Source organism: Galactobacillus timonensis (genome assembly GCF_900240265.1).
Classification (GTDB): domain Bacteria; phylum Bacillota_I; class Bacilli_A; order Erysipelotrichales; family Erysipelotrichaceae; genus Bulleidia; species Bulleidia timonensis.
This window is the reverse complement of record NZ_LT964739.1, coordinates 529,145-556,068: the sequence shown is the minus strand read 5'-3', so window position 1 is coordinate 556,068 and position 26,924 is coordinate 529,145. Positions and strand designations below refer to the sequence as shown.

Genomic DNA, 26,924 nt, shown 5'->3' with positions numbered 1-26,924 from the left:
CCATATTATGAATCTTCATGAAATCAAAAGCGGTTTTCAACTGAATGCAGTGCGTCATATTGAAGACCAGCAGGGCGATCTCTACGAATTTGAACATGTAAAGACCGGTGCACAGCTGGTCTGGATGAAACGCGCCGATGAAAACAAGACTTTCTGCATCGGCTTCAAGACCATTCCCGAAAATGATACGGGCGTATTCCATATCTGCGAACACAGCGTACTCAACGGCTCAAGGAAATATCCGGTGCGCGAACCGTTCGTGGATCTGCTCAACGGATCGATGCAGACGTTTCTCAATGCGATGACCTATCCCGACAAGACGATCTATCCGGTTTCTTCAAGGAATCCGAAGGATTTCCTCAACCTGATGGACGTGTATCTGGATGCGGTTTTCCATCCCGCAATCTATACCAACCCCAACATCTTCTATCAGGAAGGCTGGCACTATGAAATTCATAAGGAAGACGAGATTCCTACCTATAAAGGCGTCGTCTTCAATGAGATGAAGGGTGCCTTTGCCTCGGTCGATGAACTGATCTCCAATGAAACGGCGCGGATGCTGTTTGGAGACAACTGCTATCAGTATGTGTCCGGAGGTGATCCGGTTCATATTCCGGATCTCAGCTATGAACAGTTCAAGAAGGCGCATTCCACCTTCTATCATCCAAGCAACGCCCGCATCTTCCTGGATGGTGATCTCGACATTGATGCAGCACTGGAAGAGATCGACTCCTATCTTCGCGACTATACGAAGCAGGAGGTCAGCTTTGATATTCCGATGCAGAAGGAGACGCCGTATGAGGAACATACGATCGGCTACGAGATCGGCGATGAAGAAGATCCCGCCGGCAAGACCGTTGTTTCCATCAGCACGCTGCTGTCGGATTACAGTGATGTGAAGGAAGACATTGCCTGGAACATTCTGACCTCACTGCTTGCCGGCTCCAACGATGCGCCGCTCAAGAAGGCGATTCTTGAAAAGGGTTTGGGACAGGATGTCGAAGTCAGCCTGCTCGACGGCATCGAACAGTTCGTTCTGACCTTCCTTGTCCGCAATACGGACGCTGATAAGAAGGATGAAATCCTCGATGCAGTCTACGGCACGCTGGGGAATCTTGCGGAACATGGCCTCGACCATGCTCAGCTGCAGGCGTCCCTGAACCATCAGGAATTCATGTACCGTATGAAACAGGAACCGTATGGCGTATCGCTGGCGGCGGTTTCCTACAACAGCTGGTTGTATGGCGGCGATCCGGCGATGTACCTGAATGCCGGCTATCTTTATGACGAACTGCGAAAGGACGTGGAAGAAGGATACTTTGAGCAGCTGTTGAAGGAAACCATCGAGAAACGCGTCAATGCCAAGGTCGTCATTGCCGAGGGAGAAAAAGACAAGGGCAAACGTACCGCTGCGGAAGAAGCGGAACGTTTGAAGGCGAAGTTTGCGTCCTGGGGCAGGGATGAAGTGGAGCGTCAGATTGCGCTGAACAATACACTGGACGCATGGCAGAAGAGTGCAGATACTCCGGAAGCGAAGGCGACGCTTCCGCATCTGAAGCTTTCTGATGTGGAGAAGAAGCCGCAGCCGATGGAGGGTGTGCGCAGCGAGATCGATGGAGTTCCTGTGCGCTATGATTCTTCAATTTCTGGCGGCATTGCCTATATGAATTTCTACTTCTCACTGGCCGGCATCCGCAGGGATCAGCTGGCGGCGGTCGGTTTCTTTGCCGGGACGCTGAGTCATCTTGCGACAAAGAAACATACGCTTCTGGAACTGCAGAGAGAAGTGAAGGCAAAGATCGGCCTTCTGAGTTTCCGCTGCGACGCGTTTGCGCCGGATGGACGCCGTGATGCGGCTCTGCCGGTGCTTGGCATCAGCTGCGCCGTACTCAAGGATAAGCGGGATGAGGCGGTTGATCTGATTCTTGAGATTCTTCAGGAAACGGTATTTACGAAGCAAACGCTGCGACCGCTGCTGGAGCAGGGTCTTGAGCTGCGCCGGCAGATGCTCATCAATTCCGGAACCAGCGAAGCGATGCTCAGGGCGGCAGGACACTTCAGCGCTGAAAGTGCCGCAAGAGAGGCATTCAGCGGCTATGATTCGGCGCTCTGGATCAGTGATCTTCTGAAGAACTACGATGAAAAGATCGATGATGTGATCGGTCTCTTTGAAACATTCCAGCAGGTTCTGTTCTCCGGCAGCCGGATGTACGCATCCTATGCGCCGGACTATGCGGAAGACAGTGTGCGCAAGATGATCGGGGCACTGGGGAAGGAAGACTTCCATCGGAGTGTTGTCCACTATCCGCTGTTTGAGGATGATTGCGTCGGCATCGTGATTCCTTCGCAGGTTTCCTATTCGGCGACTTCCTTTGCGCTGGATGATCTGAGTGATGAACAGAAGGGTGCGCTGCGTGTATTGAGCCATATCGTTTCCTATGGCTATCTTTGGACGGAGATCCGTGTCAAGGGCGGCGCCTATGGGACGGGCTGCGGTGTACGCGGCAACGGGATGGTGAGCATTTACAGCTTCCGTGACCCGACTCCGTTACTGTCCTTAGAAAAGGTGAAGGCAATGTTCGATTCGATCGATGAGCTTGGCGACGATCTGAGCGACAGCATCATCGGTGCGATTTCATCGGCGAGCCCTCTGCTGGATGATTATTCGAAGCTGAGTGCGGGCGACAGTCTCTGGTTTGCGGATGTGACGGATGAAAAGCGTGCCACAAACAGGGCCGCGATGCTCGCAACGACGAAACAGAGTCTGCTGGCACTGAAGCCGCTGCTGGAAGAAGGCGTCAAGCATGCGTCCAATGTCATCGTCGGCCCGAAGCGTGCTCTGGATGATGGCCGCAAGGAGTTGGTTCTTTAATACGGGCGCGGTGTATACTTTCAGTGAAGAAAAAGAAATTTAGGAAGGAAAGACGGTCATGAGTGAAAATCAGGCACAGGAACAGAAGATTACGCTGACGCTGAATCCGCAGGAAGAGGCACAGGCGGAAGCGGAAAAGCAGCCGGAAGTAAAGGAAGAAGAGCAGCCGGCGCAGGGAAAGACGCTTGAGCAGCAGATGGATGATGCGCATCTTTCGCCGGAAGAGCGCAAGGTAGTCAACGACTTTGCTAAGAAGATCGACATCACCAATTCCGGGACCGTTCTGGAATACGGCAGTGCGGCCCAGAAGAAGGTGTCTGACTTCTCGGATACGGCGCTCAATAATGTGTCGACGAAGGATCTCGGCGAGATCGGCGACATGTTGACGAACCTCGTCACGGAGCTGAAGGACTATGACAAGGATACCCAGGAAAAGAAGGGTATCCTGGGCTGGTTCAAGAAGCAGGGTGACAAGGTTGAAAACTACAAGATCCGCTATGACAAGGCATCGACCAATGTCGATAAGATTGCCAAAATGCTCGAACAGCAGCAGGTTGTTCTTCTGAAGGATATTCAGTTGCTGGATCAGCTGTATGCGAAGAATGCGACCAATACCAAGGAACTTTCGATGTACATTCTTGCGGGCAAGAAGAAGCTCGCTGAAGTGCGTGCGACGCAGCTGCCCGAACTGACGGAAAAAGCCAAAAAGAGCGGCCTGCCGGAAGATGCCCAGGCAGCCAACGATCTGGCGCAGGCATGCGACCGCTTTGAGAAGAAGCTGTACGATCTTGAACTGACGCGGCAGATTTCAATCCAGATGGCGCCGCAGATCCGCCTGATCCAGAACAATGATCAGCTGATGACGGAGAAGATCCAGTCGACGCTGGTGAATACGATTCCGCTGTGGAAGAACCAGATTGTTCTGGCGCTTGGTATCAGCCATTCGAAGGAAGCGATGGAAGCGCAGCGCGAAGTCACCAATATGACCAACGAGCTGCTGAAGAAGAATGCCGAGACGCTGCATCAGGCAACGGTGGATACGGCGAAGGAATCGGAGCGCGGCATTGTCGATCTGGAAACGCTCCAGCATACCAATGAGGAGCTGATCAAGACACTCGACGAAGTGATGACCATTCAGAAGGAAGGCCGCCAGAAGCGTGCAAATGCCGAGGCAGAGCTCAACCGTATCGAGAAGCAGCTCAACGAGAAGCTGGTTTCCTACGATCTTGCCAATGATGTGACGAAGCAGGACGAGCAGACCAAGTAACACTAATACAATAATGTACGAAAAACGGCCTCTGGATGCAGGGACCGTTTTTATGAATGAAGAACTGAAATGAAGCCAGGCCGCAGACAGTCCCCGCGGATTCGGATACCGGCCGAAGGTATGTACGGCTATTGAAGGTGACCGGATCTATACTGCAGATGTGCATGGTAAGATCGTCGGCTATCTAGTAGCCAAAAAAAGAACCTAACAGATAACCTAAGAATGAGTAGGATCTGCTTTGCGTATTCGCTATTACCACACCCAGGATGCTGAAAGCTCCAATGACGGCCATGAAAATGAGCATTGCGTATTTACGCTTGTTTTCCATGCGCTGATGATAACATGTTTGTTTCATAATGCTGTTTCTCATAGGCATCCGGTAATCTCGTTTCAGGTGCAATTGACAGGGTGAATGTGACAAACAATTCGCTGAACCCGGTACAAAACATGCATGCAAAAAAAAGAAAACAGCAGACCTGTGTCTGCCGTTCCGTATAGAATCAGAAATTTTGTGTTGTGGCCGAGGAGCTGGCATCGATATCCTGGTTTTCTGATGTCTGGGGTGGCGTTCCCCGGTCTGTTGTTGCGGATGAATCTGTATCTGTATCACGGTCGGCGGGCGGGTTCATTCGTCCGCCGCCCTTTCCCATGCCGCCGCCCATGGAATTGGTCATCGTTGTGACAGTTTCTCCGTTAACGGTGATGTCTCCGCCATTGATGACGCCAGTCGTCTCATAGTCGAAAGCAGACTGGGCGGTGATATTCAGGGTTCCGCCGTTAATGGTCAGTGATCCGTTCGAGTCGATGGCGTCGGTGTCGCCGCTGCCCATCGTGATGTTAAAGGTGCCGCCATTGATTTCGATCACAATATCATAAGCCCTGGACTTGTCAGAGGCGTTGATGCCGTCGTCACTGGCTGTAATAGTGAAGATTCCGTCATTGAACTGGAGCGAAGTGGCTTCGATGCCTTCGTTGGCGTTGATCGTAAACGTTCCGCCGTCAAACTGGGCAATGGTCGTCGCCTGCAGGCTGTCATCACCGGCGGTGATGTCAAACGTTCCGCCGCAGACGTACAGATATCCGACTGTGTCGTCATCGTCGTCTTCGGAATGGAAGGCGTCTTTGCCGGCATTGATCGTATAGGTGCCATCATATACGGCGATGGAGTCGTGGCCTTCGATCGCGTCTTCTTCGGCGGTAATGTTATAGGCTCCGCCCGTCAGCGTCAGATCATCGTGGCCGGAAATACCGTTTTCGGAAGATTCAATGTTCAGTGTCCCGCTGCCGTTGATCGTAAGATCGCTCTTGGAGAAGATGACGGCGTCGTATTCCTCGTCGTCATCCGCAAAGTCGCCGGTAACTTTCAGCGTATTCGTTGAGCCTGCGGCCAGGTTGATGAATACTTTGTCGCCGGAGAGAATCTCAATGACCGGCGTACCGTTGTTCGTGACGTTTAAATTGTCGAGAACAAGCTGCACCTTGTCCGTATCGGCGGCGTTGATCAGTATGGTTGCGTTAGATGCGGTTCCGGTCAGAATATAGGTCCCCTCCGCGTCGATGTTGACCGTATTGTTGTCCTGAACCGTAATCGTTGTGGCTGTCGTTGTGTCGACGCTCTGCTGCAGGTCACGGTCCGAAAAGATGCTCGATGTGTCAAGAGCGCTGCCGGACGGTGCTGTCGTTGTGGTTACAGTGCTTTCTTGCGGTGCAGTGGCTGATGCGCTGCTGGTGCTTTGCGTTGATGTGCTGGAAACTGCAGCGTTTTCGGCGGTCGCTGTGCATGCGCTCAGTGTTATACACAACAGGGCTGTCAGAAGTGCGGTTGTCAGTTTTCTCATAGTTCATTCCTTTCGCATATCCATCTGGAATATGTAGCCACAGTATAAGGGAGGAGATTGAACTGTATGTGAATAATGACTGAAGCCTTAAGGAATACTCAGAAGACGACCTGCACCAGGAACATGTACAGCAGAGTGCCGACGGCGATCGAGATCAGTGTATTGTGCTTCCAGAGATGGACCAGAATCAGCGCAAGCGTCGCCGCAATTTCAGCGATGCCATAGCTGGTTGTAGTTGCCGGTGTGTTACGGAAACAGTAGACGACAAGCATCATAAAGACGGCCGGCGCCAGAACGCGGCCAAGATAATCAATCAGCGGCGGCACCTTCGTTCCTTCGCGGAAAATCAGGAAGGGCAGAAAGCGCATCGCCATCGTGCCGATGGCACACATGAGTATCGTAAGTATCTGCTGACTTGTCATTGCTGGCTCCTTTGTTCAAATGGCCGGTAAATCATGAGAGCGATGAGAATCAGAATCATGGCCGGTATCAGAAAACGGTTGGGCCCAAACAGTGCCAGGGCAAGAAGCGAGCAGCCCAGCCCCAGCAAAGCCGGGATGCGGGCCGGCACCTTTTCAATACTATTAAGGGCAATCACCAGGAACATAGCATTCATGACAAAGTCGATGCCCTTGGTGTTAAGTGTCAGAAGGGAGCCGGCAAGGCCGCCGATCGCACAGCCGATGACCCAGTACATCTGATCAAGAAAGGTGACCCAAAAGTAGAACCAGCCGCGATCGACATTGTCCGGAATGACAGCGCTGTAATTCATAGCAAACGTTTCGTCAGACATGGCATAGATGAGGTACCACTTCTTTTTGCCGGTTCCGTTGTACTTCTGCAGCATGGAGATGCCGTAAAACAGGTGACGTGCCTGCACCATGAGGGCGGTCAGAAGAACGGTCACCGGTGACCAGGAAGATTTCAGGAACCAGACAACGAGGTATTCGAGACTTCCGCCGTAAATGCAGATGGATGTGACAATGGCATACCAGCCTGGCAGACCTGCGGCATTCATATAGATTCCATAGGCGATACTGATGAAGAGGTAGCCCGTTAAGATGGGCAGTGTATGCGGAAGGGCTGCTTTGAACGCGGTTTGAATTTTATTCATAGTGTCGATTTTATCTCAGGGTCCTTGTAAAATGGGGAAAGAATGTCAGCTGTCAGTGAAAAATTAAAGAATGATGTTATTTCGGCTTATCTTGCCAAGGGGGAATTTATCTGTGCACCGGATGATCTTCTGAAACATTCGCTCGGGGTTCTGTGTCTGTTTCCTGCCAAAGAGGATCTGGAACAGTTTGAAAGGGAGATTGGCGGCAGATGCACATATGTCGGCTCTGTGAATCAGATTGCCGCGGCGGTGCAGAATCTTTTATCATGCCGGCCATCGACGCAGGAGGAACTGAATGAGAGCGTTGCGGCCTATCAGCACCTTCAGAAGCTCTATGCGCTGGAAGAGGAGCGGCAGCAGGCGGCGGACAAGAATCTGGAGATGGCGAAGCGCTCACTGCGCAGTCTGGAAGCACAGAATGCCTGGCTCCATCAGGAAAATGCCGAAAGCTCCAGAAGGCACGAGAATCTGGAGAAACAGATTGCGGATCTGCAGTCGGCAGAAGTGGACAATGAGCGTCGCTACAATCGTCTGCTGAGTGATCAGGCAAATCTCGAGCGCCAGATCATGGATCTCGACAAAGAAGCTGCACGCACCAAGTGGGCCAGGGAAGAGGCGGACAAGAATCTGCGCGAGGCGCAGACCAGGATGCGAAATCCCCAGCTGCTGTTTCATCCCGAAGCGCTGCGTGCGATGCGTCGTGAAGTGTCAGCGTTATCCGTCGCCTTCGATGGTCGTCAGGTGGAATATGAACATGCACGCAGTGAAGCGGAAAAGGCACGGCAGCACTTGGACAGGGTAAAAGCCGATCTGGAACACTGTGGGCGGGTACGTATCAATTACCGTCAGTCCATTGAAGAGAAGAGGGCGAGTGCCATGCGTCAGGTGGAGGGCCTTTCGACCGGTACCGGCATGACCGCTGAAACGGATGATCGCCGTAAGAGGCTTGAGGCAAGGATCAAAGCACAGGAAGACATCCTTGATAAAGTCTTTCAGAACAAGATGGCACTGCGCGCGCATCAGATGGTACTGGCCGCGAAACTGACACATCTTTATGTCCGCCAGCCCTTATTTCTTGCGGCGGTGCAGGAGCAGGCGGAGCTGTCACGGCGAGGACCTACGAAGGAACTGCTGCAGTATCTTCTGTTCGCTGATGATATCTGCGCCGGTTATGGCGAAGAGGCAGAGAAAATCTGGCGGGATGTCCCCTGCCAGGTTCTGGTGCAGAGCGAAATTGAAACAAATGACACAGGCCGCGATGATCCGCAGATCAACGCGGAAGGCTAAAAAAACAAGATAAAAAACAAAGACGAATTACAGAACATAGAAAAAGGGGATGTGCATGTGCACATCCCCTGGCTTGCGTTATTTGGAGTTGATTACTTCTTAACAACGTTTGCTGCCTGAGGGCCGCGATCAGACTCCGTGATGTCGAACTCTACTTCCTGTCCTTCATCGAGGGTCTTGAAGCCTTCGCCCTGAATTGCAGAATAATGAACGAATACATCCTTGCCTTCATCAGTTGTGATGAATCCGTATCCTTTCTCTGCGTTAAACCATTTAACCTTTCCTGTAGCCATCCCAATGGATCTCCTATTCTATGTACCAAGCTGCTTAACAAAAATTTCATGCTTCATCGAACTGATCCGATTCCGGCATGAAATCTGTTAGTTCTTGAATACATCCACAAGTATAAAGTGGACAGAATCAATTTACAAGGGAAAAGATTGAAAAAACACTTCCGTGTCAATCTGGCATGCCTGTGCCTGAAAACGGCTCAACGATCGGATTTCTATCATTTTTCCTAGGTGCCTGAAGGGGGATTGGAAACAGGCATGGCGCAGCGTAGTCAATCCGTAGTCTTTTTGGAACCATTTGATGAAGTGACCGGCGTCATGACAGTGGACAGTTACGAAGAAATGCGCAGCAGGTCAATTTTTCTGTATAAGCTCTTGCATCTGGGGAATGGTATTTCGATAATGGGAACAGATTTACAGGCTGGTTCAGGGCCTTTGATCTTGAGAGGAGTGGTTGTATGAGTAAGCATTTATCGCCTGAGATTCGCGTTCCGATTGAGCCGGGAAATCCTTCGATTGAACGCATTGAAGACAAATGCATCAAGTGCGGAAACTGTCGTGACGTGTGCCGTGATTATATCTCGGTTCTGGGGTATTACGATCTGGAAAAGACAGGTGACACCGCCGTATGTATTCATTGCGGACAGTGTGCAAATGTATGCCCGACCGGATCGATTCAGGAGATTCCGGAGGCCGGATTTGTGAAGGCAGCGATCAAGGATCCTTCGAAGGTTGTCATTTTCAGTACTTCACCATCGGTGCGGGTTTCGCTTGGCGAAGAATTCGGCATGGCCGACGGCAGCTTTGTGGAAGGTAAAATGGTTGCGCTGCTTCGCAGACTCGGTGCGGACTATGTTCTTGATACGAACTTTGCGGCGGATCTTACCATTGTTGAAGAGGCCAGTGAGCTGGTGGAGCGTCTTCAGCATCCGGATGCGTCGAAGCCGCTGCCACAATTTACGTCCTGCTGCCCGGCCTGGGTGAAGTTTGCCGAAATCTATTATCCTGAACTTCTTCCGCATATTTCTTCAGCCAAGAGCCCGATCGGTATGCAGGGACCGACCATTAAGACGTACTTTGCAAAGAAGATGGGCATTGATCCCCGGTCGATTGTCAATGTTGCCGTAACGCCGTGCACGGCAAAGAAGTTTGAAATCCGCCGGGAAGAGATGAAAGCGGCCGGCAGATATCTTGGCATCGATGGGATGCGGGATATGGATTATGTCATCACGACGCGGGAACTGGCAGAATGGGCAAGGGAAGAGAATATCGATTTCCGTTCCCTGAGCGACAGTTCTTATGATCCGCTGATGTCACAGGCTTCCGGTGCCGGAGTGATCTTTGGCAATACTGGCGGAGTCATGGAGGCAGCACTGCGCACGGCATATACCTATCTTACGAATGAACCTGCGCCGGAAAAGCTGTATGACCTGAAACCGGTCCGGGGAATGGACGGGTTCCGTGATGCGGCAGTGAACATCAACGGGAAAGATATTAATGTGGCAGTCATCTATGGAACGGCAAATGTCCGTAAATTCCTCGACCGGCAGAAAAAGGAACCGAAAAACTATGCGTTTGTCGAAGTGATGACGTGCCCGGGCGGCTGTATCGGCGGCGGCGGTCAGCCGAAGGGAACGCAGGAAAAAGGCAATGCGCTGCTTGAGAAGCGGATTAACGGTCTGTATCAGCGGGATGCGTCCATGGAAAAGGCAAGACGCTCGAGTCATGAAAATCCGGAGATTGTGGAGCTTTACAAAGAATTCTATGGGAAGCCTCTGAGCGATCTGGCCGAGAAGATGCTCCATACGATGTATACGGACCGCAGCGCATTGCTGGGAAGCGATGCTGGAAAGTACCAGACGTATCGCGATCTGAGTCAAACGCAGGAAACGAAAAGCGACGAGGAGCCATCCGGGAAAACAGGCGAAGTGATTGCCCATTTCCGTCCGGAAGTATTTGAGAAAGTCAGGGTATGGAAGTGCAGTGTCTGCGGCGATGTGTATATCGGTGTGGAGCCGCCTGCCGAGTGCCCGTTCTGTCATCAGGGGAAAGATGTCTTTGTGGATATCACGGATCAGGTTACGCTGCTGAAGAACGGCACAGGCCATAAGATCTGGCAGTGCGATGTATGTCATTACATGATTGAGGCAGATGAGGTTCCTGCCGAGTGCCCGATCTGTCATCAGGACAGCAGCCACTTTGCCCAGGTCATTGCCTGGAGATGCACCGTGTGCCAGGAAGTGGTTCTTGCCATTGCACCGCCTGCGGAATGCCCGATTTGCCATCAGGGCAGTGATGTGTTTGTTGCATTGTGATTCAAGCAGGATGCCGGGGAAGCGGTTGAACGAGCTTCTGGAGCGTCGGGGGTCTATTCATACGCAATCTGTTTGCTGCAAATTCCGGTTGCAGGCCGTTGACATCGGGGCCGGACATTGGTCTGCTATTTCCCCGGTGCTGCGGCCGGCAATTCGGGGTATTTGAATTAATCGGGGAGGAATCTATGGCAGGAATGAACGCTATGGATATGAAACTTTCAAAGATTTATCCGTTATTGGTCGCCAAGGCAATTCGCAAAGGACACTCCCGCCAGGACGTGGACCGGGTCATCTTCTGGCTCACGGGCTGGGATATGACGCAGATCAACCTGGATATGCGCTATGGTGATTTTCTTCAGAATGCCCCTGCTTACAATCCCGCGGCAGAATCCATCACGGGAATAATCTGCGGCACCCGGGTGGAAGAGATTCAGGATCCAGTAACCCGCAGAATGCGGCAGCTGGATAAACTGATTGATGAGCTGGCAAAAGGAAAACCGCTCGAGAAGGTGCTGCGCTATTAGATGAAAATGATGCGATTCTGCATGTGATTCCAAACAGGAGATGCTGCCTAAACCTTGAGGTCAAGGTTTTTCAACATCCCCATTCTTGTTTCTCTTCTTCGTTTTCGGATGCGATGCGCAGCCGGCCGTGATCCAGGTCAATATGTCGGCAAAGAAGGTTCCGGGTTTCTGTTTTGCCCTCATGAGGTGTCTTTGTGACAGAAGTGTTTTTTCGTTTTGCTGCAGGATGTTGAAAACGGCCAGACTGTACGCAGTTCATTATCTTTTCAAACCACGGTCATTCGTCTATAATTACTCGGTGTAAAGGCAGTGAACGGAAGAGTACTTTCAGGGTCCTGGAAGAGTGAGCAGGGATGGTGAAAACCTGTGCAGGCAGATGAAAGGAACATGGACCGGGAGCCGGCTGTGCCAACAGTGCAGCCCGTTCGCACGCGTTATGTGTACAATGAGCGGCCCTGCAAGGGGCAAGACAAAGGTGGTACCGCGTGGAGAACGTCCTTTCATTCGGGACGTTTTTATTTTAAGGAGGATACCTATGACAGAAAAGAAACCGTATTACATTACAACTGCAATCGCCTATGCGGCAGGCAAGCCGCATATCGGTAACGTTTATGAGATTGTGCTGGCGGATGCAATCGCCCGCAGCATGCGTCAGCGCGGCTACGATGTCCGCTTCCAGACCGGCACGGATGAACATGGTCAGAAGGTCGAGGAGAAGGCAAAGGCCGCCGGCCTGACACCGAAGGAATTCGTTGACAAGGTATCTGCAGAAATCAAGGGACAGTTTGACTGCGTCAATATCTCCTATGACAAGTTCATCCGCACGACGGATCCCTACCATGAGCGGCAGGTACAGAAGATCTTCAAGAAGCTCTATGACCAGGGCGATATCTACAAGGGACACTACGATGGCATGTACTGTCAGGAGTGCGAAGCATTCTATACACCGAGCCAGATCGGGCCGGATGGAAAGTGCCCAGTCTGCGGCAGTGAACTGAAGCCGATGCAGGAGGAGGCGTATTTCTTCCGCATGAGCAAGTATGCGCCGCGTCTGATCCAGTACATTGAGGATCATCCGGAATTCATTCAGCCGGAGAGCCGCCGCAATGAAATGCTCAACAACTTCCTGAAGCCGGGCCTGCAGGATCTGTGCGTTTCCCGTACCTCGTTCAAGTGGGGCATTCCGGTTGACTTCGATCCGACCCATGTCGTCTACGTGTGGATCGATGCTCTGAGCAACTATATTACGGGTCTTGGCTACGATGTCGACGGAAACAGCGATCCGCTGTACAAGAAGTACTGGCCCGCGGATCTGCACCTCATCGGCAAGGACATCATCCGCTTCCATACGATTTACTGGCCGATCATGCTGATGGCACTGGGAGAGCCGCTGCCCAAGCAGGTATTCGGTCACCCGTGGCTGCTCACAGGCAACGACAAGATGTCCAAGTCCAAGGGCAACGTCATCTATACCGATGATCTTGTAAAGCTTTTCGGTCAGGATGCGGTGCGTTATCTGATGATTCATGAGATGCCGTTTGATCAGGATGGCCATATCACCTATCCGCTGATGATCGATCGCATCAACAGTGCGCTGGCCAACAATCTCGGCAACCTCGTCAACCGTACAGTTTCAATGCAGAACAAGTACTTCAACGGCGTTGTCGCCAATCCGAAGGCTTCGGCGCCGCTGGACGATGAACTGGTCAAGGCATGCGCCGATACGATTGCGGCCGTTAATGCCCATATGGATACGCTCCATGTTGCGGACGCCGTATCGGATATCTTCCGGCTTCTCGATCGCGCCAACAAGTACATCGATGAAACGATGCCATGGTCTCTCGCCAAGGATCCGGATCAGATCAGCCGTCTGGCTACAGTGCTCTACAATCTTCTGGAGACGATCCGCATCGCGGCCATTCTCCTGGAGCCGTACATGCCGGTAACCAGTGGAAAGATCCTGGATCAGATCGGTACGCAGCAGCGCAGCTATGACAGCATTCATACGTTCGGTGCGCTGGAGACAGGCATCCACGTGACCGCGAAGCCGGAGATCCTCTTCGCAAGACTCAACGAAAAGGAAGTCATGGAAAAGGTTGAGGCCAACGAGAAGAAGGTCGCTGAAGAGCGCAGGGCTGCCGATGCCAAGGCTCATGAGATTACGATCAACGATGTTGGCAAACTGGATCTGCGCGTAGGTAAGGTTCTCAGCTGCCGCCGCCATCCGAATGCCGAGAAGCTTCTGATTGAAGATATCGATCTTGGCAATGGTGATGTGCGTCAGATTGTATCGGGCATCGCAGACAGCTATACGCCGGGCCAGATGATTGGCAAGCTCGTGGTCGTCGTAGCGAACCTGAAGCCGGCCGAAATCCGCGGCGAAAAGAGCCAGGGTATGATTCTGGCCGGCCGCAACAACAATGAGACCGCTGTCGTCGAAGTCAACGGACTTGAACCGGGTACCAAGATTGAATAAAACCCGTAGAAAAAGACACACACAAACAAGTGAGGGGAGATGGCAATCTGCTGTCTCCCTTTCTTGTGTAAAAGGAAGGAAGTGTGGAAGCGAAAACATTACCGGGAGAATACGCTGCAGGTATACTGAAGCTATGGAAAAGACATTTGCCTGTGTTGTGCGGCCGGACGATCTGTCGCACTCAATTGAAGTAAAACTGAAAAGCCGCCTGAATCAGGAAGGCTACGTATTGAATGAAAACACGCCGGCAACGATCTTTGTCATCGGCGGCGACGGTACCTTTCTGCGCGCAGTCCATCAGTACAAGAAGCAGCGGGATACGGCGGTGTTCTACGGGATTCATACGGGGACGCTCGGATTCTATTCCGACTATACGGCGGCGGATTTTGACATCTGGATCGATCATTTTCTGAACCGGCGCGGTACGGTGGAGGAATTTCCGCTGCTGGTTGCCGAGACGGAGACGCGGAAATTCTGTGCCGTCAACGAGGTGCGCATTGAAAATGCAGTCCGTACGCAGGAACTGGATATTGATATTGACGGCAGTTTCTTTGAGCGCTTCCGCGGTACCGGAATTCTGGTGGCGACACAGCTTGGCTCGACGGCCTATTCCCGTTCCCTGGGCGGTGCCGTTGTTCAGGATGGTCTCAATGTGATGGAAATGGTGGAGATCGCGGGCATTCATCATAGCCGCTATCGTTCTCTGGGGGCACCGTTGATTCTGAAGGCGGATTCCGTAATTACGCTGCGTTCGCCGGATCTTTCCGGTGCATTGCTCGGGGCGGATACGCGTGTGCTGCATCTGGAACAGGAGCACAGCGTCAGGATCTATTACAGTGATCGGGGTATCAAGGTGCTGCGGGGCATGAACGTATCCTATCTGGATCGTCTTCACTCGCTGTTTTAACGGTGCCGGCATGGTACAATAGGGACACTGATTTTAGTTAGGAAAGGGGCGGGCGATGCGAAACTGGCATTCGCTGTTTGAAATATTTCTGTATCCGATCCGGATTCTGATTCTGGGTTTCTTTCTGCTTGGGATCGGAAACATTCTGACCAATTCGGTGTTTGCGACGCTGTTCAGCGTGAACGGCGATTTTGTGGTGATGTTTGCGGGCGTATGTACGCGGACGGGCTCCTTTCTGGTTGTTAATTTTCCGCTCTTCTTCATGTTAAGGCTGGTGGCGCGCAAGGGCGGCAGTGCGGCGACTGTGTTCTCGGCATTGGCCGGCTATGTGACGTTTCTGGTTGTGACGATGTATGCGGCACCTTCGACGCTGTCATCTTCGGCGTATTCTTCGATTCTGGGGCTGTCGATGTCGACGGTAAATGCGCTGACGCTGGCGTCTTTGGTGCATTATCCGCTGCAGACGGGTTTGATCGGTGCCCTGATTACGGGCTTTGTGACGCTGTGGCGCTATTCGAGGAGCCGCGGCCATTCGGAGTACAGTCTCTTCGGTTTCATTGACCGTGACGTGTGGTGCGTGATTACGACAATCTTCTGGTGCGGGCTGCTTTCGCTGCTGCTGGTGGAGGCATGGCCATATGTGCTGGCCGGTCTGAATTTGTGCATCTCGTTTATTGCGTCGGATACGGCGAATCCGGTGAACCTGGGCATTTACGGTGTTCTGGATCGTTTCCTTTCGACGTTGAATCTGGGGACATTGATCCGCAGTCCGTTCTGGTACGGTTCCAATGGCGGCTCATGGATTTCGATGGGCGGCACCAGCATCGCGGGTGATGTCAATATCTGGACGGCGCAGGTGAAGGCCAACAGTATCTCCGGTATGACGGGCAGATTCATTACGCCGTACTATGTTCTGAATCTGTTTGCGGTACCCGGCATGTTGTTGGCGGCAGGACAGATTCAGACGGACCGTCTGGAGCGCAGGCGTCACCGTGCTCTGATCGTTCTGATGATTCTGATTTCTCTGTTTACGGGTACGTTACTGCCGCTGGAGCTGGGGCTGCTGTTTCTGGCGCCGCTGCTCTATCTGATGCACCTGGGGATGACAGCGATTCTGTTCGGCGTTCTTTCGGCGATGAAGATCTACCTTGGCTTTCAGTGTTCAACGAACCTGACGATGACGGCATTGCCCGGGACGCTGCTGGAGTACATTACGTATTTCCAGTCGTCTTCGCTGCGTGAGCCGTCGATGCGGCTGTTGATTGTCGGTGTGATCTATTTTGTGGTCTACTATGCGATGACGCAGCTGTATTTCCGGCATATGGCGGTTGATATCTTCCATACGGGCGGCCAGGAGCGCATGGTGAATGCGACGATCGAGGCGGTCGGCGGCATCAATAACATTAAGCTGATTCATTCGTCGTTCAGCCGGCTGGTGATCGGTCTCTATGAGCCGCAGAAGATTGATGTAAACAAGCTCAGGGCGGCGGGAGCGATCCGCGTTGTCGAAAGCAGGGCTGGCTTCTCCATATCGTTCGGTGCGGCGTCGACGATGATCCGGATGGGCATCGAGACCAAGCGTAGGCAGTCGATCCGCAGTATTGATGGTGAGTGATTGATGAGTGAAAAGATGTGCGGCGGGTGCTGTGCATCTTTTTCTTAACATATCTTTGGATACGCGGCGCTGGAAGGCTGGAATGAAGGTTGCTAGAACGGGCAAAGAACCCTAAAATATGGGTGTTAATGGAGAAAAAGATATGGCCAATCTGTTGCCGGAAAAGTTAACGGAACTGCGTAAGCACTATGGCTATGCGCAGGCTGATATTGCTGAGAAGCTTCAGGTGGACCTCGGCGTCTATCTGAACTGGGAAAATGGAAATGCGATCGCTCCCATCGGGCAGCTGAAGCAGCTGGCGGAGCTGTATCATATTCCGCTGCAGACGCTGGTGGACAATACGCGTTCGCTGGGGCTTCCCAAGGCGGATACGATGGGTGACAGTATTGAGATTCCCTTTATGAACAAGGTCGGCGGCGTTCCCTACAATACGACGGGCGATGTTGGTGATCAGGGTTTTGAGAATACGATTCTTCCGATCGATGGCTTTGTGGAAGACGGCGTTGAGGCTGCAACGCAGGATGAGAATGATGCCTCGGGTGCGACAAAGAATGTCGAGGCGCCGGAGAATCTCGGTGATACGAAGGTGATGGACAGCGCTTCGTTTGCCCAGACGAAGATGAGTGAGATCGTCGACGGTGCGGACGAAGAGGAGGCACCGGAAGACGATGAAGAAGAACAGCCGAAGCCGAAGAAGGTGGAAAAGGCGAAGCCGTCCTCAAACAAAAAGAAGAAGCTTCATCTGAAGAAGCCGGTGATTATTGGCATTGCGGCAGCTGCGGTGGCAGTGGTCGCTCTGATTGTGATACTGGTCAGCGGCGGCAGATCGAAGACGGCGGTGGATCTGAGCAGTGATAACCGTCTGGCGCTGGGCAATGGCTTTGCGATGTATGTGCGCGGCAAGGGCGATGTTGTGATGAGCGGCGATTCGGCTCCGTCCATCGATACATCCGATGCGGTGCAGGTCAGTGCCTACAGCAACTTTGCGCTGGTGCTGAACAGTGATGGTACGGTGCTGAGCTCGGCGAACGGTGATGCGGGCAAAGTTACCAAGTGGAAGGACATTGTCATGGTTGCGGCAGGTGAGGGTCACAGTGTCGGTCTGAAGTCAGACGGCACCGTTGTGTGCACGGGCTCTACGACGGCATGCGCGGTGGATGATTGGACGGATATTCAGAAGGTCTATGCGGGAAATGAGGTTACGGTGGGCCTGAAGTCGGATGGTTCTCTGGAGGTGGTCGGTTCTGTGTCCGGTTCGACGCAATGGTGGAAACAGACCGGTATTGCGTCGGTGGCGCTGAGTGATCGTCAGGTGGCTCTGGTCAATAACAGCGGCAATGTGACGTGCTATGCGCTTGGCTCTTCGGGTTCTTCGAATACGGCAACCTGGACGGGCATGGATGCAGTTGCAGTCGGTGATACGTTTGCGGCGGGCCTTGACAGCGGCAAGGTATCGATCGCGTCTTCGGACGAGGATTTTGCGAAGGCGGCTGATACGTGGTCGAATATCCGGTACATTGCGGCCAATGGTTCGACGCTGATTGCGGTCGATGCGTCGGGTACCATCTACGGTGCGGGTGATAACAGCTATCACGTGTATGGTGAAGCGGGGGCGAGTGCTTCTCCTTCGGCTTCGGCGACTGCTTCGACGCAGCTGGCTTCGGTGACGAACGTGAAGTTCTCGACGACGGCAGCCAACCTGAGCATTACCTGGGATTCGGTGGCCAATGCGGACTACTATGAGCTGAGCGTGAATACGTCGCCGGTGACGACGGTTCGTACGCAGAAGGCCAGTGCGTCGGTTTCGTCGGATAAGCTGACGGACGGTACGTCCTATACGGTTACGATTACGGCGTATTCGAACAAGGATACGTATGAGGCTTCGAAGGCGACGGAAGTGACCTATACCTATGCGGCGAATACGATCAAGCTTTCGACGCCGGGTAATATCAAGGGGTCGCTTGACAGTTCCGGTACGAAGCTGACGCTGACATGGAATGCGGTGGCCAATGCGGGCAGTTATGAGGTGAAGGTCTCCGGTATCAACTATGATTCGACGGTTACGGCAAATTCGGTGACTGTAGATCTGTCCAATGCTTCAAACGGCAGCTATACGGTGACGGTTGCGGCGCTGCCGGCAGCCGGTCAGACGCGCTATTCGCGTTCCGATGATGCCAGCGGTACGATCAGCTACACCGCTCCGACGCCTACGCCTACAGCAACGCCTACACCAACCCCGACACCTACGCTGGCGGCTACGAGCATCAGAACGTCGATTGATGGTTCAACGGGTGCATTGACGATCAGCTGGGGTTCCGTAACGAATGCGGCGGGCTATACGGTGACGCTGACCAAGAGCTCCGGTACAACGATCTCAAAGAATGTGACGGATACTTCAGCTACCTTCACGAGTTCCGACGACGGTCTTACGGATGATACCTATACAATTACGGTTACGGCGAGTGCGACGGGTTATACAAGCTCAGTATCGACAATGACGAACTATTCCTATGTCAATCCGGCAAAGACTTCCACGGATCAGAATACGACAGACAATACCGGCACGAATGGATGAGACTGGAGAACTAGCATGATGGAAAATCTTGACACTGCAGGACAGGAAAAAATCTGGTACTACCAGAAGGAAGACGGGGCGAAGTACGGGCCCTATACCGATGAGGAGTTGAAGCGTCTGATCGTCAACGGTATTTTGAGCAGTGATGATCTGATCTGGATGGTGGATTTTGACAGCTGGATCAGGATCGGTGACAGTATCTATTCCGTTTATCTTCCGGAAGATAAAGACAAAGATAAGGAAGAAAAGGATCAGGACGCAACTGCTGCGCAATTGCGATAAGTCTAAGGAAACAGGGTTCTGGAAAACGGAACCCTGTTTTATACACTGCAGTTTTCAGATCATTCATGCATAGAAGAAAGGCCTCCGTGAGGGGGCCAATGGCGTCAACCTAAGAACATATGGTTGACGTCTTTTCTTATCCCTGAAACTTAACTACAAAATTATAAGCGGGAAATTATAATCAGAGCGCATTAAAACGAGGTTGCTGACAAAGTAGGGGTTGAAAACTTAATCACTGATGAAAATCCTGGCCAGTATCAGAACCGGCCAGGATTTTTCTGCCTTTCGGAAGAGTAAGTGAGAAAAAGAGAGGATTATTCCTTATCTGGTGCCCCCTTAACGCTTGTTTCCAGTGTTTTTATCCTCTTCAGGTTCACAAGAAAAATCGATACTGCTGCCTGTATCGTCATTCCGTTCATTCCGCACGCATGGGCATTTCCATAATCGAGGGTCTGCTTCAGTTCCGCATTTTTAGCCTCGATCTTGTATCGCTCAGCATATAGTTCTCTGAATTCATCTGACTTCATGTAATCCATCTGAGCAATATGCGTATCTGATTTGATCTTTACCGAGTAGGTTTTTGACTTCGCGCCTTCCTTGTAACAGCCGTTTCGCAAAGGACAGTTTCTGCATTTCTCTACATCGAAGAAATAGGTAACTACTTTTGTATCAGAACCATTCGCTGCTTTCTCCTGACCGCCTTTGCTTTTTCTGACTGCCATATGTCCTGCCGGGCATACATACATCCCGGCATCCTTGTTGAACTCAAACTCTTTCTCCCGGCTTCCATGTAGAACATTCTCACTCAGCTTTGATGCCAGCTTGATTCCTTTTTCTGAGGTGTATTCAATATTGTCTTTCTCGGAATATGCACCATCACCAATCAGAGCGTCCACGGTTACTCCTGCGTCTTCTGCTTTCTCAATCAGATCTGCAGCCTGCTTGCCGTCATGTTTCTCTCCGGTTGTCACTGCCGCACTCACAATGACTCTGTCCGTGGTCATGGCAATATGCGTCTTATACCCGAAGAAGGAAGTGTCTGCAGTTTTGTGCCCCACTTTCGCATCCGGATCTCTGGAGAATTCAAACTGTTCACTCGTGTCTTCCACTCCTTCTTTCAGGTAATTGAGACGTTCCTGGATATCCGGTATCTTCTGAAGCCGTTCATCTGAAGCGATCAGATCCAGCAATTCCTTGCAGTATTCGATTTCATCCTCCAGAAGACCGCTGCTTTCCCGCTTCTTCGGCATTCTGCCCTTCATGGTTTCATCCGCTGCATATACAGACTTTCTCAGTTCCTTTGCCCGCCTGATCAGTTCCTCACGCGGAGAAATATGCTGGTAGAGTGCATTGGTATGAGTGGAATCGACGATGATCTTTTCATGATCATGAATGACTCCTTTCTTCTTCCCGATTTCAACAGTCTTGCCAATCAGCACATCCAGCAGGTCGGTATCCTTGAGTCTGGTTCTGCGGAATTTGGTAAGCAGGCTCGGATCAATGAATTCAGTTTCCTCAGGCCTATAGCCCAGAAAGTATTTCATTTCCATATCATACCGGACTCTTTCAATCAGATCACGATCACTGAGCTTGCGTGCGGTCTTAAGAAGCAGATATTTGAACAGCAGTACCGGATCAGCTGCAGTTCTGCCCATACAGTCGCTGTAGTTCTTCTGAACTTCTTTTGCAACAAAAGAGAAGTCAATCGTTTCGTTCATCTGACGCCAGAAGTTATCTCTAGGGATCAGAATATCGTAGAGCCCGTTATAAGAGCCAAGATCCAACTGGGGCATATCAATCATTCTTAGCATAAAGACACCTCCGGAGTATAGTTATATTATACGCCATGCATGCATGCGTTTCAATCAAAACATGAAGAAAAAGCGCATAATCGACGCATTTCTGCAGATTACGCGCTTATCATTGTGAATCATAAATCCACACTCGGGTCATTCAGAGGTTAAATGTTAAAGCAAAATCGGTTATTCGATAACCGTACTTTTTCAGCAGTCTCNGTTGGAATTAGTATTCGTTTTTCTGCCGCGGACATCGCCGAGGTAGAAATCCTTCTGGATATAAACGGTTTCGGAAGGGGTATTGGCATTCAGCACAGCAACTCTCATAGATAGCTCCTAAACAATTATATCATAAAACGATGTGTAACGATAAATAAAAACACAAAATTTGACACCAAAAAAGTCAAAAAAACAGCGCCATTAAGCGCTGAATTGAAATTGATCATTTTTTTCCCCATAACGGCGCTTTTCGCCGTCACAAATGTTTTATGAATTTGAACTCTCTACTTTGTCTGCTATTCTGACGATAGAGACAAGGCTCTGTTTAGAGCACGAGAGGTTTAGTAGATAAACTGAAGCTGCATTTTTATCAGTTGACGCTGTCCTTACAAGCACAAATGAGTAGACCATAGAGTCTGTACACTTATCATTAAAATCAGTAACTATAAGATTTAAGGGCTGGACAGTATTCAGAGCCTGATCTCTTAGAAAGAGAGGTCCTTTTTATGGCTTTGAAGATTGTTCGCTTTATCTGCTGCGGTATGGATGTACACAAGAATATCATTGTCGCTACAGTTGGAATCACTGACAAGCAGACAATGGTAACCGAGTACTTCCAGGAAACCTTCAGCACCCTGAACTCCGATCTGTATCGCCTCTGTGACTGGCTTTCTTATCATCATTGCGTAGATGTCTGTATGGAATCCACCGGTAAATATTGGATACCAATTCACAACATCCTTGAAGAGCGCCACTTTACAATTTGCCTTGCTCATCCGAAGTACACCAAGGCAATTAAAGGTAAGAAGACTGACAAAAAGGATTCCAAATGGATTTGTGACCTTTACAAGCATGACCTTATCAGAGGTTCTTTTATTCCGCCAAAAGAGATTCGTGAACTGCGTGAAATCAGCAGATACTATCACAAGCTTACCGGAATGAACTCCTCAGAATCCAACCGTTATCAGAACTGTCTTACTGTTTCAAACATAGGTATTGGATCAATCTTTTCGAATATTAATGGGAAATCCGCCAGAAAAGTTATGGATGCCGTTCTGGCGGCAGATGATCCCGAAATACTTACGGATGGAGACCTAATGAAGCTGGTCCACAAGAGTTGCAGGAAGAAAGACCAGCTTCTCGCTGCCATCCATGGCTGCAGGATTAACTCTGATTCAAGATTCAAGATGGTTGAGATCCAAAAACACAAAGAGGAACTGGACCAACACATCAGTGCCTGTGTCTTGGAGTTAGTCAAACGAGCAGCACCTTTCTTCAGCCAGTTCCTGCATATCACAGAGATGGCTGGAATCAGTTTCCTCTCTGCTATCCTTATCGTATCAGAAATCGGTGTGGACATGACAATCTGGAAAAATGCCCGTCAGCTCTGTTCATGGGCAGGTCTGGTTCCCTGCAATAATGAATCTGCAGGAAAGAAGAAGTCAACGCGTATCACCAAGGCAGGTCAGTACCTTAAGCCTTTACTTGTACAATGTGCACTCGCTGCCATCAAAAATCCAAAGAGCTATTTCGGAATCAAGTACAACAGAATCAAGAAGCGTAGAGGACACAAAAAAGCAATCATTGCCATTGCCCGCATGATGTTAATCTGCATCTACAATATGATTCTTACCGGAGAATCATTTAAGCCTTCCGACTACGATGAGTTGATGAACCCCAAGCCCAAGAAGCCAAAAGAATTAACAATAGAATCCGCAATAGATTTCCTAGTGAAATCTGGTGTGAAACCTGAAACAGTGATCAGTGCCTTTAGTCAAACACCTCCATCGCGATCTCCACAATCTGTGGTTAGCTAAAACATGAACTTTTCTCAATATTGTTTTTAATGCGGCTTGTTAATAAACATTAAGTAATTTCATTCACACTTTTTAACTGTCAAACTCCCGTTTTGCAGGAGGGTGGAAAGTAAAGATATTTGTTATTATTATCTTTGGAAAGAGGGAAAGAGATGAATCGCAGGGACAAGGATCTGAATGACGATATCAAGACATTTGAGGATCGTCACCCGAAGCTGGAGCGCTTTCTGTTCAACTTTGTAAATCTGACGCTGTGGGCTTCGGTCGTTATTCTAACGGTACTGATCATCACGGCGCCTTCCGAGGTTTCCAATGAGATGGCGGTCGCTCATCCGGAGGTGCATCCGAAGAGCTACTACGTGCTGATGTATGTGGAATCGATACTTGGCTGTATCGTGATTACGATTCCGGGAAGAGTGGAGAAGAAGTTTCATGTCCACATTCCTTCGCATATGATGATTCCGTTTGTGATTTTCCTTTACTGTGCCATCTTCCTGGGCGAGGTGAGGTCGTACTATTACCGGTTTGTCGGCTGGGATACGGTGCTGCATTTCTTCTCTGCGGGTATGCTGGCGACGCTGGCGTACTCTATCGTATCGATTCTGAACCGCAGCGATCAGGTGCCGGTATCACTGTCTCCGGGCTTTCTGGCGCTGTTTGCCTTCTGCTTTGCGGTGGCGGCCGGTGCCATCTGGGAAATCTATGAATTTACGGGTGACTCGCTGCTGGGCATGAATATGCAGAAGTGGCGTACGGAGGCGGGTGTGCCTCTGGTCGGTCAGGCGGCACTGGCGGATACGATGAAGGACATCATCGTCGATGTGCTCGGTGCCGGCATCATTTCTCTGTCGGGATATTTTTCGATGAAGCGTCAGAAGAACTGGCTGCAGGAGCGTCAGCTGAAGGTCGATAATCCCGCAGTGAACAAGAGTGATGAAGACGTGAAGGCAGAGTCAGCAAACAAGGATGCTGAGAAAAAGCCGGATGCCTCAGCGAATGAGAGCGATCAATCGCAGGCAGGCAGTCATCAGAACAGATAGGCATCGTGCTATACTTGAATCAAACCTGAAGAAGCGGAAGGAACAGTTTCATTCAAGCGGACATCAGCGAGGCGCAAATGGTGAAAGGCGCTGTCTGCGGGAGGCTGCGTGCATCCGCCATGGGGCTCTTAACCGGAGACGCCGGCTGCGTTATCGCCTGAGAGAAGTAGAGAAAAGTGGAACCGCGCGGCAGCGTCTTTTCGGATGCGCCGCTTTTTATTTTGTGGGAGGAATGTATGATTCGCATTTACAATACGAAGACGCTGCAGATCGAGGAGTTCAAGCCGATTCACGAGGGACATGTGGATATGTATGTCTGCGGCCCGACGGTTTACAACTATGCCCATATCGGCAATGCGCGGCCGATGGTCGTGTTCGATGTGCTGAAGCGGCTGCTGGAGGCGGAAGGCTATACCGTCACCTATGTTTCAAACTTCACGGATGTCGATGACAAGATCATCAATAAGGCGATCGAAGAAGGTACGACGGAGGCTGTCATTGCCCAGCGCTACATCGACGCCTATCAGAAGGTGCGCCGCAGTCTGAATACGGAGCTGCCCGATATTACGCCGCGGGTAACGGAGACGATGGACGACATCATTGCCTTCATTCAGGAACTGGTCAATGATGGGGCTGCCTATGTATCGACAAACGGCGACGTGTACTTCTCTGTCGATGCGGATCACAAGTACGGCGAGATTTCGCACCAGCGTCTCAATGAACTTGAGGCCGGTGCACGCATTGACGTCAACGAAGGCAAGCGCAATCCGTATGACTTTGCGCTGTGGAAGAAAACAACTAAGGGCATTCAGTGGGACAGCCCGTGGGGCAAGGGACGCCCGGGCTGGCACACCGAATGCGTGGTCATGATCAATAAGAATCTGGGACCGCTCATTGATATCCATGGCGGTGGTATGGATCTGCGCTTCCCGCACCATGAGAACGAGGCGGCGCAGCAGGAATGCACGCATCACAATTCGCTGGCCAACTACTGGATTCATAATGCGATGATCAACATCAACGGGCAGAAGATGTCGAAGTCCCTGGGCAATACGCTGTGGGCACAGGATGTGGTTGACAGGCTCGGTACCAATCTGACGCGGTGGCTGATGAGTTCGGTCCATTACCGCAAGGAGCTCAACTTCTCCGATGAGACGGTGGAGACGGCGCGCAAGGAGCTGGACAAGGTGATGAATCCGATGCGCTCCATCGATGTCAAGGCCGCATTGAACGGCGTAACACTGGGGTGTGCCTGGGATGAGGCGGCGTATCGTTCGTTCCTGGATCAGCTGGACGATGATCTCAATACGCCGAATGCCTATACGGTGATCTTCGAACAGGCGAAGAAGCTGAACCAGATGTTACGGGTGAGGGAGCCGGACTGGAATCAGGCCGCATTGACACGCAATGCGATTGAGAAAATGTTGAATATTCTGGGAATCGTTGTGGAAAAGCCGGAAGTCAGCGACGAGGACCGTGCACTGTATGCCCGCTGGAACGAGGCCCGTGCGAACAAGGATTTTGCGGCGGCGGACGAGTGCCGAAAGGCGCTGGCGGAAAAGGGTCTGCTTTCATGAGCGATCTGAGCCAGCTCAATGGCCGTACGCTGGCCTATGTCGGGGATGCGGTCTGGTCTTTGGCGGTACGTGAGTATCTGGTGCGTTCGGGCGTCGTTAACGGCAAGGTGCTGATGGATGAAACAGTATCCTATGTCAGTGCCGTTGCACAGGCAAAGCTGTACGATGTGCTCCATGAGGAAAGCTGGTTTACGGATGTGGAAGAGGCCGTGTTTCATCGGGCCCGCAATGCGCATTCGGGCAGTGTTCCGCACAGTACGACGGTGCAGACGTACCGGAAGGCGACGGGCTTCGAGGCGATTGTCGGGATGCTGGAACTGAATGGCGATGGAGCCAGAATCACAGAGATTCTGGACAGGGCGGTTGCGCTGCATAAGGAGAAGAAATGACACAATGGGTTTATGGGAAGCAGGTGCTGCGTCAGATTCTGAGTGAGGACGGGCATCGGCCGCTGCGCATCTGTCTGGCGGTGCAGGATCCGGAGATTGAGACACTTGCGAGGAAGGCAAATGTTCCTCTGGAGTACGTGGATCGAAAGCGGCTGACGCGGATGACGGGCAGTGAGCACCATCAGGGGATGGCGGCTGAGATTCAGCCCTACAGGACATGGCCGGTGGATGACCTGGTCGCTGAGAAACACGGGCAGTATGGATTCCTGGTTGCGCTGGATGAGCTGGAGGATCCGCACAATCTGGGAGCGGTACTCAGGACGGCGGATGCGGTTGCGGCGGATGGCGTGATCTTCAAGAAGACGCATAACGCCGGTCTGACGCCGACCGTTGCGAAGGTATCGGCGGGGGCGATCGATACGGTGAAGTGTGCGGCTGTGACCAATCTGACCCGGACGCTGCAGGATCTGAAGAAGAAGGGTTACTGGATCGTTGGGGCGGACATGGACGGTCAGGATTATCGTTCGCTGTCCTATGACTTTGATACGGTGCTCGTCATCGGAAACGAAGGCAAAGGGATTTCGCGTCTGGTCCGTGAGCAATGTGACTATGTGGTGTCGCTGCCGATGCGGGGAAGGATTTCGTCCTTGAATGCGTCGGTGAGTGCGGGAATCCTGATGTACGGGATTGATGCGGCCCGCTTCCCTCTCAAGTGATGAGGGGG

General features: G+C 51.5%; 21 protein-coding genes and 1 other annotated feature. Of the genes, 16 read left to right on the top strand and 5 right to left on the bottom strand.

All coding sequences use genetic code 11. The features are described from left to right. Positions 1-7 precede the first annotated feature (7 nt). Positions 8-2,872, top strand: coding sequence for an insulinase family protein (locus tag C1714_RS02595; protein WP_102341725.1), 2,865 nt, complete (start codon positions 8-10; stop codon positions 2,870-2,872). Positions 2,873-2,930: 58 nt separating this feature from the next. After that, complete coding sequence (locus tag C1714_RS02590; protein WP_102341724.1) at positions 2,931-4,139, top strand: toxic anion resistance protein; 1,209 nt, start codon at positions 2,931-2,933, stop codon at positions 4,137-4,139. Positions 4,140-4,639: 500 nt separating this feature from the next. Here C1714_RS02590 and C1714_RS02585 read toward each other — a convergent pair whose 3' ends face one another. The 3 genes from C1714_RS02585 to C1714_RS02575 all read right to left on the bottom strand — a co-directional run bounded on the left by C1714_RS02585 (position 4,640) and on the right by C1714_RS02575 (position 7,091). After that, complete coding sequence (locus tag C1714_RS02585; RefSeq protein WP_102341723.1) at positions 4,640-5,977, bottom strand: carbohydrate-binding domain-containing protein; 1,338 nt, start codon at positions 5,975-5,977, stop codon at positions 4,640-4,642. A 98-nt stretch (positions 5,978-6,075) separates the two neighbouring features. Continuing rightward, positions 6,076-6,399: a branched-chain amino acid transporter permease gene (locus tag C1714_RS02580; protein WP_102341722.1), complete on the bottom strand. Its 324-nt coding sequence runs from the start codon at positions 6,397-6,399 to the stop codon at positions 6,076-6,078. Further along, positions 6,396-7,091 carry an AzlC family ABC transporter permease gene (locus C1714_RS02575; RefSeq protein WP_102341721.1) on the bottom strand — a complete coding sequence of 232 codons (696 nt, stop codon included), beginning with the start codon at positions 7,089-7,091 and terminating at the stop codon, positions 6,396-6,398. Before C1714_RS02575 ends, C1714_RS02580 begins: the two co-directional genes overlap by 4 nt. Positions 7,092-7,133: 42 nt before the next feature. Between C1714_RS02575 and C1714_RS02570 the strand changes: the two genes are divergently transcribed. After that, the gene (locus C1714_RS02570) at positions 7,134-8,378 is read left to right on the top strand and encodes a coiled-coil domain-containing protein (protein ID WP_102341720.1); all 1,245 of its coding nucleotides are present in this window, start codon (positions 7,134-7,136) and stop codon (positions 8,376-8,378) included. A 92-nt stretch (positions 8,379-8,470) separates the two neighbouring features. Here the strand turns inward: C1714_RS02570 and C1714_RS02565 are convergent, their stop codons facing one another. Beyond that, the gene (locus C1714_RS02565; RefSeq protein WP_102341719.1) at positions 8,471-8,671 is read right to left on the bottom strand and encodes a cold-shock protein; all 201 of its coding nucleotides are present in this window, start codon (positions 8,669-8,671) and stop codon (positions 8,471-8,473) included. A gap of 228 nt (positions 8,672-8,899) precedes the next feature. Here C1714_RS02565 and C1714_RS02560 point away from each other — a divergent pair, with 228 nt between their 5' ends. The 8 genes from C1714_RS02560 to C1714_RS02525 all read left to right on the top strand — a co-directional run bounded on the left by C1714_RS02560 (position 8,900) and on the right by C1714_RS02525 (position 19,362). After that, on the top strand, positions 8,900-9,130 hold the full coding sequence (locus C1714_RS02560; RefSeq protein WP_135567867.1) for a hypothetical protein: 231 nt from the start codon (positions 8,900-8,902) through the stop codon (positions 9,128-9,130). Then, positions 9,127-10,983: a [FeFe] hydrogenase, group A gene (locus tag C1714_RS02555; protein WP_102341717.1), complete on the top strand. Its 1,857-nt coding sequence runs from the start codon at positions 9,127-9,129 to the stop codon at positions 10,981-10,983. Before C1714_RS02560 ends, C1714_RS02555 begins: the two co-directional genes overlap by 4 nt. 185 nt (positions 10,984-11,168) lie before the next feature. Next, on the top strand, positions 11,169-11,507 hold the full coding sequence (locus C1714_RS02550) for a DUF2200 family protein (RefSeq protein ID WP_102341716.1): 339 nt from the start codon (positions 11,169-11,171) through the stop codon (positions 11,505-11,507). A gap of 300 nt (positions 11,508-11,807) precedes the next feature. After that, positions 11,808-12,010, top strand: a binding site (T-box leader). A 32-nt stretch (positions 12,011-12,042) separates the two neighbouring features. Next, positions 12,043-13,983 (top strand): methionine--tRNA ligase, encoded by a 1,941-nt coding sequence (gene metG, locus C1714_RS02545; RefSeq protein WP_102341715.1) that lies wholly within the window; start codon positions 12,043-12,045, stop codon positions 13,981-13,983. 133 nt (positions 13,984-14,116) lie between these two features. Next, positions 14,117-14,890, top strand: coding sequence for an NAD(+)/NADH kinase (locus C1714_RS02540; protein WP_167849902.1), 774 nt, complete (start codon positions 14,117-14,119; stop codon positions 14,888-14,890). 55 nt (positions 14,891-14,945) lie between these two features. Then, entirely contained in the window at positions 14,946-16,505 is a 1,560-nt protein-coding gene (locus C1714_RS02535; RefSeq protein WP_102341713.1) for a PTS sugar transporter subunit IIABC family protein, read from the top strand. Positions 16,506-16,647: 142 nt separating this feature from the next. Next, the gene (locus C1714_RS02530; RefSeq protein WP_167849901.1) at positions 16,648-19,080 is read left to right on the top strand and encodes a helix-turn-helix domain-containing protein; all 2,433 of its coding nucleotides are present in this window, start codon (positions 16,648-16,650) and stop codon (positions 19,078-19,080) included. Positions 19,081-19,095: 15 nt separating this feature from the next. Then, the gene (locus C1714_RS02525; RefSeq protein ID WP_245304979.1) at positions 19,096-19,362 is read left to right on the top strand and encodes a DUF4339 domain-containing protein; all 267 of its coding nucleotides are present in this window, start codon (positions 19,096-19,098) and stop codon (positions 19,360-19,362) included. Between the two features lie 314 nt (positions 19,363-19,676). On the opposite strand, the gene C1714_RS02520 is transcribed toward C1714_RS02525, so the two are convergent. After that, on the bottom strand, positions 19,677-21,164 hold the full coding sequence (locus C1714_RS02520; RefSeq protein ID WP_102341589.1) for an IS1182 family transposase: 1,488 nt from the start codon (positions 21,162-21,164) through the stop codon (positions 19,677-19,679). 719 nt (positions 21,165-21,883) lie between these two features. On the opposite strand from C1714_RS02520, the gene C1714_RS02515 reads away from it, so the two are divergent. From C1714_RS02515 to rlmB, 5 genes are all read left to right on the top strand, one after another. Then, positions 21,884-23,194, top strand: coding sequence for an IS110 family RNA-guided transposase (locus C1714_RS02515; protein WP_210115239.1), 1,311 nt, complete (start codon positions 21,884-21,886; stop codon positions 23,192-23,194). 152 nt (positions 23,195-23,346) lie between these two features. Beyond that, positions 23,347-24,234: a DUF2238 domain-containing protein gene (locus C1714_RS02510; protein ID WP_210115238.1), complete on the top strand. Its 888-nt coding sequence runs from the start codon at positions 23,347-23,349 to the stop codon at positions 24,232-24,234. 236 nt (positions 24,235-24,470) lie between these two features. Beyond that, the gene (gene cysS / locus C1714_RS02505) at positions 24,471-25,811 is read left to right on the top strand and encodes a cysteine--tRNA ligase (protein ID WP_425349044.1); all 1,341 of its coding nucleotides are present in this window, start codon (positions 24,471-24,473) and stop codon (positions 25,809-25,811) included. Beyond that, positions 25,808-26,200: a Mini-ribonuclease 3 gene (locus tag C1714_RS02500; RefSeq protein WP_102341711.1), complete on the top strand. Its 393-nt coding sequence runs from the start codon at positions 25,808-25,810 to the stop codon at positions 26,198-26,200. Before cysS ends, C1714_RS02500 begins: the two co-directional genes overlap by 4 nt. Next, the gene (gene rlmB / locus C1714_RS02495) at positions 26,197-26,916 is read left to right on the top strand and encodes a 23S rRNA (guanosine(2251)-2'-O)-methyltransferase RlmB (protein ID WP_102341710.1); all 720 of its coding nucleotides are present in this window, start codon (positions 26,197-26,199) and stop codon (positions 26,914-26,916) included. Before C1714_RS02500 ends, rlmB begins: the two co-directional genes overlap by 4 nt. Positions 26,917-26,924 lie beyond the last annotated feature (8 nt).